Annotated in this window: 11 protein-coding genes; 2 read left to right on the top strand and 9 right to left on the bottom strand. The window is 61.2% G+C overall.

Going from position 1 to position 15,802, the window contains the following annotated elements:
• Window positions 1–7: 7 nt before the first annotated feature.
• The 6 genes from EIP75_RS14660 to EIP75_RS14635 form a co-directional block, all read right to left on the bottom strand.
• Window positions 8–3,169, bottom strand: a complete 3,162-nt coding sequence (locus EIP75_RS14660; protein ID WP_125244031.1) for an efflux RND transporter permease subunit — start codon at window positions 3,167–3,169, stop codon at window positions 8–10.
• On the bottom strand, window positions 3,166–4,836 hold the full coding sequence (locus EIP75_RS14655) for an efflux RND transporter periplasmic adaptor subunit (RefSeq protein ID WP_125244030.1): 1,671 nt from the start codon (window positions 4,834–4,836) through the stop codon (window positions 3,166–3,168). The genes EIP75_RS14660 and EIP75_RS14655 overlap by 4 nt, the downstream gene beginning before the upstream one ends.
• A 13-nt stretch (window positions 4,837–4,849) precedes the next feature.
• On the bottom strand, window positions 4,850–6,139 hold the full coding sequence (locus tag EIP75_RS14650) for a TolC family protein (protein WP_125244029.1): 1,290 nt from the start codon (window positions 6,137–6,139) through the stop codon (window positions 4,850–4,852).
• Between the two features lie 212 nt (window positions 6,140–6,351).
• Window positions 6,352–6,768, bottom strand: coding sequence for a hypothetical protein (locus EIP75_RS14645; protein WP_125244028.1), 417 nt, complete (start codon window positions 6,766–6,768; stop codon window positions 6,352–6,354).
• The gene (locus EIP75_RS14640) at window positions 6,765–7,196 is read right to left on the bottom strand and encodes a MerR family transcriptional regulator (RefSeq protein WP_125244027.1); all 432 of its coding nucleotides are present in this window, start codon (window positions 7,194–7,196) and stop codon (window positions 6,765–6,767) included. Before EIP75_RS14640 ends, EIP75_RS14645 begins: the two co-directional genes overlap by 4 nt.
• A gap of 104 nt (window positions 7,197–7,300) precedes the next feature.
• Entirely contained in the window at window positions 7,301–7,681 is a 381-nt protein-coding gene (locus EIP75_RS14635; protein WP_125244135.1) for a YkvA family protein, read from the bottom strand.
• Window positions 7,682–7,772: 91 nt separating this feature from the next.
• Between EIP75_RS14635 and EIP75_RS14630 the strand changes: the two genes are divergently transcribed.
• Together EIP75_RS14630 and EIP75_RS14625 are read left to right on the top strand one after the other, a co-directional pair.
• Window positions 7,773–9,068: a recombination directionality factor gene (locus EIP75_RS14630; protein WP_125244026.1), complete on the top strand. Its 1,296-nt coding sequence runs from the start codon at window positions 7,773–7,775 to the stop codon at window positions 9,066–9,068.
• Between the two features lie 12 nt (window positions 9,069–9,080).
• Window positions 9,081–10,343, top strand: a complete 1,263-nt coding sequence (locus EIP75_RS14625; RefSeq protein ID WP_125244025.1) for a metallophosphoesterase family protein — start codon at window positions 9,081–9,083, stop codon at window positions 10,341–10,343.
• A gap of 1,326 nt (window positions 10,344–11,669) precedes the next feature.
• On the opposite strand, the gene EIP75_RS14620 is transcribed toward EIP75_RS14625, so the two are convergent.
• The 3 genes from EIP75_RS14620 to EIP75_RS14610 all read right to left on the bottom strand — a co-directional run bounded on the left by EIP75_RS14620 (window position 11,670) and on the right by EIP75_RS14610 (window position 15,795).
• Window positions 11,670–13,214 carry a DUF4403 family protein gene (locus EIP75_RS14620; RefSeq protein WP_158622863.1) on the bottom strand — a complete coding sequence of 515 codons (1,545 nt, stop codon included), beginning with the start codon at window positions 13,212–13,214 and terminating at the stop codon, window positions 11,670–11,672.
• 689 nt (window positions 13,215–13,903) lie between these two features.
• Complete coding sequence (locus tag EIP75_RS14615) at window positions 13,904–14,770, bottom strand: LysR family transcriptional regulator (RefSeq protein WP_231108837.1); 867 nt, start codon at window positions 14,768–14,770, stop codon at window positions 13,904–13,906.
• Between the two features lie 14 nt (window positions 14,771–14,784).
• The gene (locus EIP75_RS14610; RefSeq protein ID WP_024569576.1) at window positions 14,785–15,795 is read right to left on the bottom strand and encodes a phosphonate dehydrogenase; all 1,011 of its coding nucleotides are present in this window, start codon (window positions 15,793–15,795) and stop codon (window positions 14,785–14,787) included.
• Window positions 15,796–15,802 lie beyond the last annotated feature (7 nt).

Genomic DNA, 15,802 nt, shown 5'->3' with positions numbered 1-15,802 from the left:
ACAGCCTTCAGGCATGTTTCATGTGAGGCGCTTGCGTGGCGCGCCTTGCCTTTTTGCTGCGGCGAATCAGCAGGTACGCAGCCGGAATCACGAACATCGACAGCAGTGGCGCCGTGATCATGCCCCCGACCATGGGTGCAGCAATGCGCTGCATGACCTCGGAGCCCGTGCCTGCACCCCACATGATCGGCAGCAAGCCCGCGAGGATCACTGCCACCGTCATGGCCTTGGGGCGCACGCGCAGCACGGCACCGTCACGGATGGCGTCCAGCAGGTCATCGACACTGACCTGGCCCTTGTCGATGCGCTCACCCCAAGCCTGCTTGAGGTAGAGCAGCATGATCACGCCGAACTCGGCGGACACGCCAGCCAATGCAATGAACCCGACTGCCCCGGCCACCGACAGGTTGTAACCCAACAGGTAGAGCAACCAGATGCCCCCCACCAGGGCAAAGGGCAGCGTGGCCATGATCAGCAAGGCTTCGTCAAACGCGCCGAATGTCAGGTACAGCAACACGAAGATGATCAGCAGCGTGAACGGCACCACCACCTTGAGCTTGGCCGTGGCCCGCTCCAGGAACTCGAACTGGCCTGACCAGGACACCGAGTAGCCAGGCGGCAGTTTGACCTTGGCCGCGACAGCCTTTTGCATGTCCTGCACCGCTGATCGCAGATCCCGCCCCCGGATGTCCACATACACCCAGCCTGACAGGCGGGCGTTCTCGCTGCGCAGCATGGGCGGGCCATCGGTCACGCGGATGTCGGCCACATCGGACAAGACCAGGCGCTGTCCACGCTCGTTGACGATAGGCAAAGTGCGTAATTTCTCCAGCGAATCGCGTGTCTCGCGTGGGTAGCGCAGGTTGATCGGGAAGCGCTGCAAACCTTCCACCGTCTCGCCGATGTTCTCGCCGCCCACTGCCGAGCTGATGACCGACTGCACATCGGCGATGTTCATGCCAAAGCGCGCGGCGGCATCGCGGCGGATGTTGACGTCCACATACCGGCCACCTGTCAGGCGTTCGGCCAAGGCGCTGCTGACACCGGGCACATCCTTGAGCGCCCGCTCGATCTCACCCGTGAGTCGGTCGATGGTGGCCAGGTCGGTGCCCGCCACCTTCACGCCCACGGGGCTCTTGATGCCGGTGGCCAGCATGTCGATGCGGTTGCGGATGGGGGGCACCCAAATGTTGGCCAGGCCGGGCACTTTGACAATGCGGTCCAGCTCTTCAACCAGCCTGTCTTGCGTCATGCCCGGGCGCCATTGGTCTTTGGGTTTGAACTGGATGGTGGTCTCGAACATCTCCATGGGCGCCGGGTCGGTCGCGGTTTCGGCGCGGCCTGCCTTGCCATAGACACCGGCCACCTCGGGCACGGTTTTGATCAAACGGTCGGTTTGCTGAAGCAGCTCGGCGGCCTTGCCTGCGGACAAGCCCGGCAGGGCCGTGGGCATGTAGAGCAGGTCGCCCTCGTCCAGCTTGGGCATGAACTCACCGCCAATGTGCTGCAAGGGCCACAAGCTGAGCAACAGCAACACGGTGGCCACCGCCAGCGTGCGCTTGGGGCCTTGCAAGACCGCATTGAGCAGCGGGCGGTAGATGGCAATCAGGAATCGGTTGAGCGGGTTGCTCTGCTCGCTGGGGATGCGGCCACGGATCAGGTAGCCCATCAGCACGGGGATCAGCGTGACCGACAAGCCCGCTGCCGCCGCCATGGCGTAGGTTTTGGTGAAGGCCAGCGGCGAGAACAGCCGCCCCTCTTGCGCCTCCAACGTGAACACCGGCACAAAGGACAGCGTGATGATCAACAGCGAGAAAAACAGCGCGGGCCCGACCTCGGCCGCCGAATCGCCGATGATCTTCCAGCGCTCGGCACCTTCCAGCGATTGATCGGGGTGGGCTTGCTCCCAGTGTTCCAAGTGCTTGTGTGCGTTCTCGATCATCACCACGGCTGCATCCACCATGGCGCCGATGGCAATGGCGATGCCACCCAGCGACATGATGTTGGCGTTCACCCCTTGGTAGTGCATGACGATGAAAGCCGCCAGGATGCCCAGGGGCAGCGAGATGATGGCCACCAGCGCCGAGCGCAGGTGAAACAGGAAGACAAAGCACACCACGGCCACCACGGCGAACTCTTCGAGCAGCTTGTGCGAGAGGTTCTCCACCGCGCGCTCGATGAGGGTGGATCGGTCGTACACCGGCACGATCTCGACCCCTTTGGGCAAGCTGGCTTGCAGGGTCTTGAGCTTGGCCTTCACCGCAGCAATCGTCTCCAGCGCGTTTTTGCCTGAGCGCATCACGATCACGCCGCCAGCGGCTTCTCCCTCACCGTCCAATTCACCAATGCCCCGGCGCATCTCGGGCCCCATCTGGATGCGGGCCACATCCCCCAGGCGCACTGACACGCCTGCGTCGGTGGTCATCAAGGGCACTTGTCGGAAATCGTCCAGTGATTGCAGGTAGCCCGAGGCGCGCACCATGTACTCGGCCTCGCCCAGCTCCAGCACCGAGCCGCCCGCTTCCTGGTTGGCCTTCTGTATGGCCTCAACCACCTGGGTGTGCGGGATGCCGTAGGTGGCCAGTTTGTCGGGGTCCAGCACCACTTGGTACTGGCGCACCATGCCGCCCACCGAGGCCACTTCCGCCACATTGGGCACGGTCTTGAGTTCGTACTTCAAGAACCAGTCCTGCAAGGCACGCAACTGACCCGCATCCTGTGTGCCTCCACGGTCCACCAGGGCGTATTGGTAAATCCAGCCCACGCCCGTGGCGTCGGGCCCCAGCGACGCCTTGGCGCTGGCAGGCAAACGCGACTGAACCTGGTTCAGGTACTCCAGCACACGCGAGCGGGCCCAGTACAGATCGGTGCCGTCCTCGAACAGCACGTAGACATAAGAGTCGCCGAAGAAGGAGTACCCCCGCACCGTCTTGGCGCCAGGCACCGACAGCATGGTCGTGGTCAAGGGGTAGGTGACCTGGTTCTCGACGATGCGCGGTGCCTGGCCCGGGTAGGTGGTGCGGATGATGACTTGCACATCAGACAGGTCGGGCAAGGCGTCCAGCGGCGTTCTCGCGACCGAATACACCCCCCATGCGCTGAGCATCAAGGTGGCCAGCAGCACCAGAAAGCGATTGGTGATGGACCAACGGATCAGGCGGGCGATCATGGCTTGCTCCCTTGCTTGGCCGGGCCATGGGTGTGATGGGGCACCTCGGGCGCAGGCTGGGGCTCGGGTGCCAGGTGCGACAGTCGGGTCAACTGCGGCATGCCATCGGCATCCATGTAGAACTCAAAGCTCACCGGGTCCCCCACTTCCAGATGGCGGGGCAGTCCGCCCTTGAGCGGCACCTTGAAATCCATCGTCATAGAGCCCCACTTGAGTGAGGCAATCGGCCCGTGCGACAAGGTGATGGCCTCGTCTGCCAGGGCTTCCACCTTGCCCTGACCTTCGTGTCTGGGCGCGGTGTTGTCCATGGTCGGTGCCGGTGCGCCATTGAGCCGCGCCTCAACACCCTTGAGGCTGGCTTCGGAATCGATCAGGAACTGCGATGACACCACCACACGCTGGCCCACATCCAGGCCGCGCTTGACCTCGGTTTGCCCATCGCTCTCGATGCCTGCCTCGATCTCGACCGGGCGGAACCGCCCTTTGTCTTCGGCCAGCATCACCACGGTGCGCTTGCCCGTCTGGATGACTGCCTCTGTGGGGATCAACAAGGCCTTCTCGGCACGCATGTCCATGAACTGCATGGTCACGCTCATGCCAGGCACGAGGCGCATGCCTGGGTTGTTCAATTGAACGCGGGCCTTGAGGGTGCGGGTGCCAGGGTTGACCTCCGGCACCAGGGCCTGAACCGTGCCTTCAAAGGTGGTGCCAGGCACAGCCGGGCTGCGGGCCTGCACCTTGGTGCCTGGGCGCAGTTGCGCGACTTGACTCTCCGGCACTTCGGCGTTGGCCCAAACCGTGGACACGCCGTTGATGCGCAACAAAGTGGCTCCAGGCATCACGGACATGCCTTCACGCACCATCAACTCGCTGAGCACGCCGCCGATGGGCGCCACCAGGGTGATGCGCGGCTGGGTCTTGCCGGTTTGCTCGACGCGCTTGATCTGATCCTCGCTCATGCCCACCTGACGCATGCGCTGGCGAGCGCCATCCACCAAGCTGCCCAGGTCGGCACCCCGCATGCGGCGAACAGACAAGAACTCTTCTTGCGCGGCCACCCAATCAGGCACATAGAGATCGGCCAGGGGCTGACCTTGTTTGACCGCATCCAGCGTGGCGCGCACATGCAGCCGCTCCACAAACCCGGCGGCCCGTGCTTGCATGACAACCTGGTCGCGTTCGTTGTAAGCGATGCTGCCCACGGCAGAGACCTGGGGCGACAGCACCCCTTCTGTGACCTCTGCAGTGCGTACACCCAGGTTCTGCTGGATGCGCGGGCTGACGGTGACCTTGCCCTGGTCACCATCGCTGTCTGCGTAGACGGGCACCAGCATCATGTCCATGAAAGGCGACTTCGCGGGCTTGTCGAACTTGTTGCCCGGCACCATGGGGTCGTGGTAGTACAAGACCTTCTTGCCGGTGACCGGGTCCATGTCGCCAGCCTTGAGGCCATCGGCGATGTGTCGCCGGGTGGCGTCTTCACCCTCGGCCACGCTTTGCGGCAGGGCTTGGGTGGCGTTTGCTTCTGTGGCAGGCTGAGCGGGGCGCAGTTCAGCATCGGCATTCATGCCCATGCCTCTTTGCATGCCCAATGCGTACAGGCCATATGCAGCGGCACTCAGTGCTGTGGCGGCAATCATGGCGATCACCAGATTTTTGAGTTTCATGTGAGGCTCCGTGTCAGTGGTCAAGAACGGGTATGGCCGCGTCGTGTTCCACCGGGATCAGGTAGTTGAGCTGCGCCCAGATGCGAGCGGTGTCCATGTCGAGTCGCAGCCGGTCCATTTGGGTGTCCAAGGCCATGCGGCGAGCCTCCAGCACGGAGGCCAGCGTGCCGCTGCCGCCTCGGTAGGCTGTCAATGCAGCCTGTGTTCGCTCGACCGCCAGGGGGATCAAGACGCTGTCGTAGCGACGCAGTCGATCCCGGCTGCTCTGCCAAGTCTGGAGCATCGCCGTGACCTGGGAAAGGTGCTCCCGTGTGGCTTCTTCGCGCTGGGCGCGCATCTGCTCAACGGTGGCCAACCTGGCAGCCAGGTCGCGGTCTTGACGGCTCTTATGATCCCATTGCAAGGGAACGGAGACATTGACAGAGACCATCTTGGAATAGCCGGGCCCACGTTGACTGAGCATCAGCTCCACACCCCAGTCGGCTTGTTTGTTGGCTCGGGCCAGGTCTGCGTCGGCCTGGGCCATCTCTTCCTGCCGGATCAGGACGGTGATGTCAGGGTGCGCGGTCAGGGTGCTTTCCAGATCGTTCAGGTGCGAGGGAACATGGCGGGTGTCGGGCGCATCGCCCAGGGGCGTGTCGGCTGCACGACCTGTCCACCGGCGCAGCGCGGTCTGCGCTGTGCTCACTTCACGCATGGCCTGGTCGATGCGGTCATCCACCTGAGCAAGCGCTGCGCGGGCAGCGAGCACTTCAGTTTGCGATCCTCTGCCCCCTCGATAGGCGACCTCAGTCGCCTCCACTTGCAGGCGGATTTCATCGCGCTGGGCCTTGACCAGGACCAGCATGCGTTCCTGGTAGTAGAGATCCAGCCAGGCCATGGCCGTGTCACGTTGCAATTGAGCCAGCGCCTGGGCCCGGCTGGCCTCGCTGGCCTGGGCTTCCCGCTCAAAGCGCATGGACCGTGCAAGGCGTTTGTCTTGACGGGTGAACTCCTGCATGAGGCCCACCGAGCGCATGGTCATGAAATCGCGGGTGACACTGAAGCGATCAGGTCCGCTGATGGGCAGGTTGTTGATGCCCAGTTTGAGGACGGGATCGGGCTGCTGTGCGGCCGAAACCGCCATGTCGCGGGCAGCCGCCGTGGCGTGGTTCTGGGCCACCAGTTGTTGTGAGCGCGCCTGGGAAAGCCTGAGAGCCTGTTCAAACGTCAGGACATCCCCGGCATGGGCGTGGAAGGATGCGAGGCTGAGGGCCACCAGAACGACGACACCTTGGAAGCGCGTGCGAATGCGCGTGAGCATGCGCATGCAAATGGGATGGCCGAGATCGACCAGTTGCATGCCCCTGCGCGGCAGGAGCGAAGAATGGGTAAACATGACACCTCCGAATGAAGCCAATGGCGTGGGCGTGTGCAGGACTTGGCAGAACGCCACGCGCCTGCATTGGCCAGCAACCTGCGCGACCAGGCGCTGAAGCGGCCGTCAGGCCTTTCAGCGCCGCGTCACTCGGCGTGTCAAATTCGGAAGCAGCAGTGCAGTATGGACAGCGGCGGTGGCGCCGCGTGAAGGCGGCTGTCCGCAGTCGGCGCTAGGCCATCCGGCCTTGACGCATCCACCGTCAGGGCGACGGTGTACAGCGCGATCAACAGCGCCGCAGGCACGGTAGGCGCCTGGGTGTGATCGCTTTGTTGGGTGGGGTGGCAATGCTCGGCGCACAGGCCAGGGTTGGCTTGGTCCAGGTGCCTTCCCATGCCTTCGCCCATCTGCTCGCAATCCACCATGGCGTCCATCGCGGTGATGGCGTCGGCTGTGGCATTGCCGGAGACCATGTTGCTGGGGCAAGCGTAGGCTGCCACGCTCATCTGCGCAAACAAGATCACGCCGACCATCAGTCGGCAAATCCAATGCTTGAGCGCGCGAGGCATGGTCATGCGGCCACCTGCTCTGCGGGTCGGGGGGCGTGATCGACCAGGGCCGCGATGATGGGGCAGTGATCTCCCTTGGCTGACTTCTGGCAACAAGTGACCAAGCCTTCAAGGGCAACGGCCATGGCTTCCAGTTGGGTGGCTCGCTGGCGGATGTCCAGCACACGTTGCTGGGTGATCTCGCGAACGCGCAGCTGATCGGTCTCAGTGCTCAGAGACACCAGCGAGGCCACATCGTCAAGGGAAAAGCCCAGCTCTTGCGCGCGCTTGATGAAACGCAGGCGCCGCACGTCACCCTCGTCGTACTGCCGAAAGCCATTGCCTTCACGGGCAGGCTCACGCAACAACCCGCGACGCTGGTAAAAGCGCACCGCTTCCACGCCGACCCCTGCGGTGTCAGCGAGCTTGCGAACGGTGAAGGCGTGCGTGGGCATGAGAGGCAGTTGCGCCGTAAGTCTGTACAAGTGAACGAAGTTTAGGCAGGCCTACCCCATGTGTCAAGTTTGCCTGGCGGGCGTTGCCTTGACCTGCGATATGGCTAAAGCCATATCCAGAGTGCTGTACAGACCCCAATCCAGATAAGCACGATCAGAACCGCACCAAAACGGCTGCTTGGTTTGGATCCCTGCACTTTCAGCCAGTTGTCAGCCTGTTCGCGGCAGATGACCAAAACCTCAGCGGGCAAGAGCCGAATGGTCAGCCAGATGAGACAAGGCAGCAGCAACACATCATCCACGTAACCGAGCACCGGGATGAAGTCCGGGATCAAATCGATAGGACTGAGTGCATAGGCCACGACGAAAAGACCGATGGCTTTCGCATACCACGGCGTTGCCGGGTGTTTGCCAGCGAACCAGAGCGTTACACCGTCTCGCTTGATCCGCCTTGCCCAGCCTCTGAGCTTGCCGCTGATGTTCATGCTATCGAGAATGCCACATACGCGCTCGGGCTTGACGTCGCATGAAGTCGCGAGAGCATGAACCATCGCATGTTCATGAAGGAGCGCCACCATGGTAAAAACCACTGTCACCGTCCAGGGCGGTTCGGCGGCCCTGCCGACCCTGCTCGGGCAAGGCCCCGCCCGCATCCCCACAGGCGGCAAGATCCGCGCAGGCATCAAGGTGCTCACCCGCAAGGCGGCGGAGCAACCCCAGGCTCAACGCCTCTACGACGAGGGCGTTGAAGCCGGCCAGTCCTTCGATCAGATCGAACGCGCCATCGTGGGTGCGATGCCGCAACTCAAGTCACCGCTGATCCCGCGCAACGTGCCCTGGTTTACCGTGCGGGCACAAGACTTCCCCAATCCCGAGACACCGAAGCAGATCCTGCAAGCCTATGGCGAGGACCGTGGTGAAGGCCTTCACCTCTATCGCTTCCCCATCGTCTTTCCGGCTGACCAGTGGCAGACCGTGATGCCGCATGAACTCGCGGCCTGGGGGGCGCAGGACAAGCGCTACTGGTCGCAGTATTCGGCTGATGGCCGTGTGCGCCACTGCATGTGCCATGCACCTGTGCCCATGGACAACACGGGCCGGCGCTCTATCCGCATCTTCGGTGGGCGCAAGACGGTTCTGCGCGAAGACAACGGCGGCATTTGCGAGCCCGAGTCCTGCGCTGACTACCAGCAGCGGCGCTGCAACCTGACCGGGCGGTTCCTGTTCTTCATCCCGGGTATCCGCTCCATCAGTGCGTTCGAGTTGCCTACAAACAGCTTCTACGCCATGAACTCGGCCATCCAGAAGTTCGAAACCATCGGCTTTCTGCGTGGCGGTCGCATCTCTGGCTTTCTGGATCGGCAACGCACCCCGTTTTACCTGACCAAGCGCTTGATGGAGGTCGCCCATATCGACGAGACGGGCCTGCCCACCCGTGTGCCGCAATGGATCATCGAACTGGAAGCGCCCGTGGATGTGACCGCCTTGCTGCGCGACAGGGAGGACGAAGACACGGCCATTGTTCAAGCGCAACTGGCCACTCAGGTCCTGGATGGTGCCCCAACGTGGGAGGGTGCTGGTGCCGATGTGGATGCCGATGTGGATGCCGTTGTGGCGTCGGTGATCGCTGAGGCACCCAAGGACGCCCCGGTGCATGACGGGGATCTCACCTTGGAACACCTCCTGGCGCGTGCCCAAGCCTATGGCATTGCTGCGGACCAATACCAGGCCTACGCCGACCGACGGTGGGGCCGAGGGTGGCGGCTTAACCCGCATGGTCGTCGCCGTGCTTGGGATGAACTGGATCGCTATCGCAACGACCCGCAGGGCTACCTCGACAAGATCGAGAGCGAACTGCACCGGGTGACATGAAGGAGATACGGCATGGTTCGCATTGCTCATTTTTCTGACCTTCACTACGGCCCCAAGAACCTGATCGAGGCCGACCGCTGTTTCGGGGCAGCCATCGACATGGCCATGGCCTCAGGTGTGCAGGCTGCAGTGCTGTCTGGGGATTCAACCGATCACGCCCTGGACCTGCATTCGCCCGCTGCCGAACGCCTGGTGGCGCAGGTGCGTCGCCTGGCTGACCATTGTCCGGTGCTGATGCTGCAAGGCACGTTCTCTCATGAGCCACCGGGCACCCTGTCCATCTTCAAATCCTTGGGCGGGCGTTACCCTGTCCATGTGGTCGACCAGATTGGACAAGTGGCGCTCATGCCGAACGGCTGCTGGCAGGTTTCTTCAAGCTGGCGTTTCGATGTGCTGCCAGATGGGCTCATGGCCCTGTTCAGTTGCGTGCCCACGGTCAACAAGGCTGCTGTGGCGGCGACGGTGGGGGCGGGGGCTGCTGCCGAGGCAGTGGGCGAGCACCTGGCCGTCTTGCTGGCCGGGTTTGCCGAGAGCCACCGACGCGCACAGACCTTGGCGGTGCCGTCCATCGGCGTATCGCATGGCACCGTCTTTGGCTGCATGAGCGAGCACGGCGTTCCCATGGCCGGATTCGACCACGAGTTCACCACGGGCGCATTGTTTGCTGCCGAGGCCCAGGCTTTCATGCTGGGGCACATCCACCGACATCAGGCATGGGACTGTGAGGCGCGGCATGGGCAGCAGCGCATCGCCTATGCGGGCTCCATCGGGCGCTTCCACTATGGGGAGGATGGCGACAAGGGCTGGCTGCTGTGGGAGGTGGATACCTCGTCAGCGGTCTGCACGCTGCAGCCGACACCTGCTCGGCGAACGGTTGACATTGTGTTTGACGGCAAGCCAGACCTCGACACCTTGCGGGATGCGGTGGCGCAACAGGACGTTGCCGGGGCGTTCGTGCGTGTCCGGTGGACGGTGGCGGACGAAGATCGCCATGAGGTCAATCGCCAGGCCATTCAGGAGGCGTTGGGTGCGGCAGCTGAAGTCAAGTTAGAAGGGCGCATCGTGCCGGTTGTGCGGACCAGAGCGGCGGGCATTTCGCAGTTGGACAGTTTGGAACAGAAAGTCACGGCTTGGGCGCAGGCAACGGGTGTTCAGCATGCGGGGCTGCTGAGATGCCTTGGTGAATTGGTGTGTTCACAGCCCGATGAAATCGCTGGCAGAATTTTGGAAGCGAAATGCCTAAGTTGCGGTGATGGTGGCATCAAGGGCGTATGAGCCGCGAATGGTGTCTAGCGATGACGTTCTGCTGTGTCGATCTACCGTTCCGCAGTCATACACGTGCAGGGTGGATGAGGGGTGCCATCGACCAACGCGGATCTGCCATGAGCAGTCGTTGTGCCCACGCACCTGAGCGGCAGGCCAAGGCTGATCTCGGACGTTCGACCATGACGCTCCCAGTGGCTGCTTTTGCAAGAAGCGGTCGAACGACCTGGCACGGCTTGGCTGACGGCTTCGCACCCGGAACCGGCCGTTGGGCCTGACGTTCACATGCGGACTGCTCGAGTGACCGCTATCGCGATCCGCGGCCGTCGCAGATCGACCCGAAGGCGACCTTCACCTCAGCCTAGCACTCGGCGCAAACCGGACATCGGCGCACCGACGATCCCCAAAATTCCTCACTGCCGGTGACATGGGCAATGGGGCTGCCACCTCAAGGTCGGACCTTGAACATGGTGCCTCCCAGTGGCAAGGTCAACATGCGTAGCTTCGTAAAAACTGCCCGTGTGCGCATTCATCGCGTCGTTGAACTTCACAAATCTGTGGGGCGCTGTGTCGGCCTTAACTTGCAATGCCAGCTGCATGCTCGCCATCACGTTCGACTGCGTGTAAGGGGCCATGTAGGCCTAGGGCGCCGTTCGACGCTTGGCTGAGCTGCGAAGGGACCGATGGCCACACAGCCAGAACCTAGCGACAATCGGTCGCGGGAGTGCGCGTCGGCGCGCTGGAGAGCCAGCCTAGCGAGGTCGCACGGTGTCTACGCGTAGAAGTGTCTCTGTCCTTCCGCATAGGACCTCCCGCCCCGAGCGGTCCACGCATAACGCCAGCTCTACGGTCACAGCGTCCTGTGTTTTTTTCGAGGTTTCCGAGGGAAACTTTTCTGTGAGCGCCGGGCGCGACGACTGCCCCGATATTGTCCGCCTCACCTTCAGCGATTGCGCCTTCAGTTCGTTGCAGAGGGTTACTGCCTCCGGGAATCTCGCGGGTGTATCGCAAACCTCCTCGGCGACTCGCTGTTGGCTGATCCTTCTTACGCGCTCAAGCACCGACACGACGCACCAGCGACTGCCCTCGCGAGCTTCGATCACGTACCCCGTTTCCTGCCCCTTGCTTCCGAAGCTCACAGCCACCCCGATGTCCAGCGAGGGACGGAGAGTCTGATTCTCAGCGGCGAGTTGTCGGCTGAGCTCGGCGTAGCTGTTGCAGCTGCCCAAGGACAAAGCGCTGGCCTCGCGTGCGGGCGCGAGCAAGGCCGCAACTGTAAACAAGGCAAAAGCGATTTGCTTCATAGTTTGGTGCACCCTACCTTGTTTGTGGCGGGCTTCAAGGCAGGGAGACTTTGCCTAGCTTGGCATCAACTATTGCGTCGAACAAGGCCTCCACCTGGAAGGTCTGTTCGTTGGCCAGCATTCGGCCCACGGCAATCTTAACGTCCCTGGCCTGCAAAGTGACGCTACCGTCTTGGCCAGCGCTGTTTATCATTGCAGTGATATCGGCTTCGGCTTGTGCGAAAGTTGGGTTCAAGTCCATCTCGAAGTCGTTGCGGACGACCTCGGTCAACTTGTCGTCTAGCAGCAGCGAGACGAGGTCCCAAATTGGGTTTGTGAACTTGCGCGTCACCTTCACGTCCGACAGTCGAATCTTGCGACCCTGGTCAAGTGCCTGCGGCCGCGCGGTCAGCCAGATGGTGCCCGAACTGTTTAGGAACCATAGCCAGCGAAACTCAACCGCCGCCGACACGCCGATGGCGAGCATCTGGCCGTCGGTCGTTGGGTAAAACTGGACGTCCTTGAATGTGACCTTGACGTCGCCGGCGGGTGTTTTGCCGCCGAAGGGTTCGAGTGTCAGCGCCTGTTTGGTCAGCGCTTCGAAAGTGTAATAGCGCGTCGAGATAGGCACTGCGAGAGAGAAGCGCCCAGGGCTAATCGTCGCTGGGGTATTCGGTGGCAGTGGTAGCGGATCCGTGGATATGGGCGTCTGGTCGAGCGACACGAGCGCTTCTAGATTGCCCGTGAAGTTGAGATCGGTCGCGGAGATGTTCAAGCCAGGCAGATACAGCGCCTGCGGACGGATGTTCAGGTGCAGTTCCTCGTAGGGCACTTTCACTGGGAACGTGTAGCCGCGCCAAGCCTTAGCAAGCGCGTCGCGAACGGGCTGGCATGGGATAGCCTTCTGCAGGTTGGCTGCGACCGTTGGCAACTGTGGCCGCAGGCTGTTGTCGATGGCGCTGTCGAACTCAATGTTGGCTGGACCAAAACACACTCCCCACAGGCAGTTTCGCCCGATGATTTGGAAGTAAGGGGGCGTGATCCACGAGTAGTCGAGCTCGACGCCGGTCAATGCGGGGCAGAAGTCGATATTGGCAGCCAGCCCGCTCTTGAAATTCACAGATAGGGCAGCGTCGAAGCGTTTGTTGGTTAGCGAAAGGAGTCTGGCGATGTCTCCTTTGAAGCCGACGCCGCCGTCGATCGCTGCGGAAACATCAACGACGAGCCGATTCTGCTCGCCTTTAAGCACTACCGGTCGCGGCTGGTTGACCGTGTATTGCCACTTAGCGTCGAGGTACTCGCAGAAAAAGCAGCCGCCACCGAGCCAGGGCGGCTTCATGATTTCGATACTCGCCAGGCGCTTGCCGTCTTCGACAGTGAAGGGTAGCAAGCGGCCGACGGCGCTGTTGGCGCCGTCCTGCAGAGTCGCTAGGGGCATCGAAAGCACGGGTTGGATGGTGCTCGGGCGCGGCGTTAAGGGCGTGTCCGCGGCGTCGAAGGCCGGTTTCTCTGAGATTGCGTCATACCGATAAAGCCCCGCGCAACCGGCCAAGTGCAGCGTAGAGACGAAGAGCAAAACCGCACGTAGGCGCCGCAGCATGAATACCTCCCTTATCACCAGCCGAGGCAGACGCATACGCCCGTACCCGCCTTGACGCTTTCACCCTTGAAGCGACCTTCGCCGTCATATGTGCAGACATGCGTGTTCTGCACGAGGACGGCACACGAAGTGCCGTTGTCAATTTCGGCGTTAGGTGGGCCGTTCGCAGAGCACTGCTGGGCGCCCTGGCGGCAACCTACAGTGGCCGAGGCGCATCCTCCCAGCAAACCCACGCAAGCCAGTGCGACAACATAGTCCACCCGCAACATATCCCTCCCATCAGCTCGACTAGAAGCTATTTCTCTGAGTTATTCGCTAGGATCCTACGACATTGCGGAGGACTCGTGCAAGTTAAAGCTAGGGGGGGGGACAAACAGGGCGAGATCCTATGATCGAGTGGAGCTCGCAATCCCATCCTTGGAATCTCACTGAGGCCTCTGCTCAATTTTGAGCGACGATTCGCCTGCTTCAATCTACGAGTAGTCGCCGGCTTGACTGACGGAAAGCTGCCAGCCGTGACCGACAGGTTCTGGCCGGGCCCTGCCTGCCGCAGAGCGGCCCGTCAGCGGCCCTTCAACCCAGGGGGCGCCAGCAGCACGGATTCGTCGATGCCACACTCGGCAGCGAGCAGCTGTTGTCGGGTGCGCAAGCGAAGACCCGAACCCGGCCAGAAGCAGACATTCGTTTTGCTATTTATATTCTATTGAGCCTAAATCCGGAGAATGGAGAATCAAATCTGCAAGGCTTGCCACCGGACCGCTTAACGAAGTTTCTGAGCGATGTACGAGATAAAGATCTTTGTAAACATCTTCTTCAATCGGAATTGCATGTAACCATCCGCTTGCCTGTTCATGCTTGACCGCGCTTTCCATCACAAGCGAGATTCCTAGCCCTGCGTGGACCGCGTGTTTGACCGCCTCGGTGCTACCTAACTGCATACCCACTGTGAACTCTGCCGAGTCGGCACCGGCATATTGTTGTAGTAGGCGCCCAGTTCCGGTAGCCGCTTCGCCTCCAAGCAAGTTCTGGGATTTTAACCACTTAAGTGGAATGGTCGACTCGGCAGCCCAAGGATGGCCGGGGCGAACAATGACAACCATCCTCTCGCGCCGCCATACTGTTGAGACGAACCCAGGACGTGAGTCCCACCACTCCATTACCGCTACATCCACTTCAAGCGTTTCCAGCAAAGCGGCAATCTCGATATTTTTGCCGATCCTCACATCGATCTTGTTTGCTAATTTATCTTGGAGCGCCTTGATATAGGGTTGTAAAAGATAAATGCCGATATTGGAGCTTGCACCAACGACCAGGCTTTTATTGTGGAGGGCTGCCGTAGCCTTATGGCTAGTACGGAGCAATTGTTCCGCATAGGGGAAAAAAATCTTTCCCTCCAATGTCAGGCTTTGCGGCATTGTTGCGCGGTCAATCAGCCGGGCCTGCAAAGACTGCTCCAGCCGCTTGATATGCTGCGTTACTGTTGGCTGGGACAATCCAGTTTGCTTCGCCGCTTCGCGAAAGCCCCCGCATTTGACGACGGCAATGAACGTCGCCACACGCTCCAGATCTATCACGCCGCCTTTACTCCCGGATACGGCTGATTAATCGCGCCCATCGGTTCTTCACCAGCGAGTGCCTGGATGATGTTCATCGCTGCCTGCCGCTCGATTTCAAGCCGAACTTCCTTGACCGCCGATCCCAAATGCGGCGTAAAAAACGTTTGTGCCGTATTGTCGAGCAGCGCCTTGGGGATAGCCTGCGGGCGATCAGCGCGTATCCATTCTTCCATCTCGAAGACATCGGCTGCATATCCAGCTAGTTTTCCAGACGCCAGTGCTGCTATCACCGCATTCTCATCCACGACCGAGCCGCGACATGCATTGATCAGGTAGCTACCGGTTTTCATCTTGGCCAACGCGGTGGCATCGATCAGATGCAGTGTCTCTGCGGCCATCGGAACCATCGGCACGACATAATCACATTTTTCGAGCAGTTCATCGAGCGTGACGCGCTGTACGTGCCAAGCCTTTTCTTGTTCGGCATTGAGCGGAATCGGATCGCAATACAAGAGATTCATTTCAAAGCCAGCCAAGCGCTGGGCGATTGCACGGCCGACCGCCCCCATACCAATGATGCCAAGCGTTTTTCCTGTCAAACCAGAGCCATATAGTGTCGGCCGCCAGCCTTGGAAGTGTCCGCTACGGATTTGCCTATCGCCTTCCAGCATATGCCTTGTCAAACCGAGAAGAAGGCCGATAGTCAGTTCAGCGGTCGGGATCGTAAGCAAATCCGGCACAATCGTAAGCCATACACCGTGGCGTGTGCAGGCGTTGACATCGAAGTTATCATAGCCTTTAAGCGCGGCGCCGATGACACGCAGCTTTGGACATTCCTCGAGAAACGCGCTGTCGATGCTGTCCGGCATGAAAGCCATGAGTGCATCCGCATCTTTGGCTCGCGCAATTACCTCAGAACGCGGCAAGGTTTCCCGTGTGGTGTTGGGGATAACATCGGCGCTAGCGGACAACAATTCGATGATTTCCGGGTGCACCCAGTGGGTGAGGACGACTTTGGGCTTCATAAAAACC

It is taken from the genome of Aquabacterium soli (genome assembly GCF_003933735.1).
GTDB lineage: Bacteria > Pseudomonadota > Gammaproteobacteria > Burkholderiales > Burkholderiaceae_C > Aquabacterium > Aquabacterium soli.
The sequence above is the reverse complement of the archived record's forward strand: the minus strand, read 5'-3'. Positions and strand labels throughout refer to the sequence as shown.

Bases quoted from the DNA above. Each gene is read 5' to 3' on its own strand.
- EIP75_RS14660 (WP_125244031.1), bottom strand. From the start codon at position 3,169: ATGATCGCCCGCCTGATCCGTTGGTCCATCACCAATCGCTTTCTGGTG.
- EIP75_RS14625 (WP_125244025.1), top strand. From the start codon at position 9,081: ATGGTTCGCATTGCTCATTTTTCTGACCTTCACTACGGCCCCAAGAAC.
- EIP75_RS14645 (WP_125244028.1), bottom strand. From the start codon at position 6,768: ATGACCATGCCTCGCGCGCTCAAGCATTGGATTTGCCGACTGATGGTC.
- EIP75_RS14640 (WP_125244027.1), bottom strand. From the start codon at position 7,196: ATGCCCACGCACGCCTTCACCGTTCGCAAGCTCGCTGACACCGCAGGG.
- EIP75_RS14620 (WP_158622863.1), bottom strand. From the start codon at position 13,214: ATGCTGCGGCGCCTACGTGCGGTTTTGCTCTTCGTCTCTACGCTGCAC.
- EIP75_RS14630 (WP_125244026.1), top strand. From the start codon at position 7,773: ATGGTAAAAACCACTGTCACCGTCCAGGGCGGTTCGGCGGCCCTGCCG.
- EIP75_RS14650 (WP_125244029.1), bottom strand. From the start codon at position 6,139: ATGCTCACGCGCATTCGCACGCGCTTCCAAGGTGTCGTCGTTCTGGTG.
- EIP75_RS14610 (WP_024569576.1), bottom strand. From the start codon at position 15,795: ATGAAGCCCAAAGTCGTCCTCACCCACTGGGTGCACCCGGAAATCATC.
- EIP75_RS14635 (WP_125244135.1), bottom strand. From the start codon at position 7,681: ATGAACATCAGCGGCAAGCTCAGAGGCTGGGCAAGGCGGATCAAGCGA.
- EIP75_RS14655 (WP_125244030.1), bottom strand. From the start codon at position 4,836: ATGAAACTCAAAAATCTGGTGATCGCCATGATTGCCGCCACAGCACTG.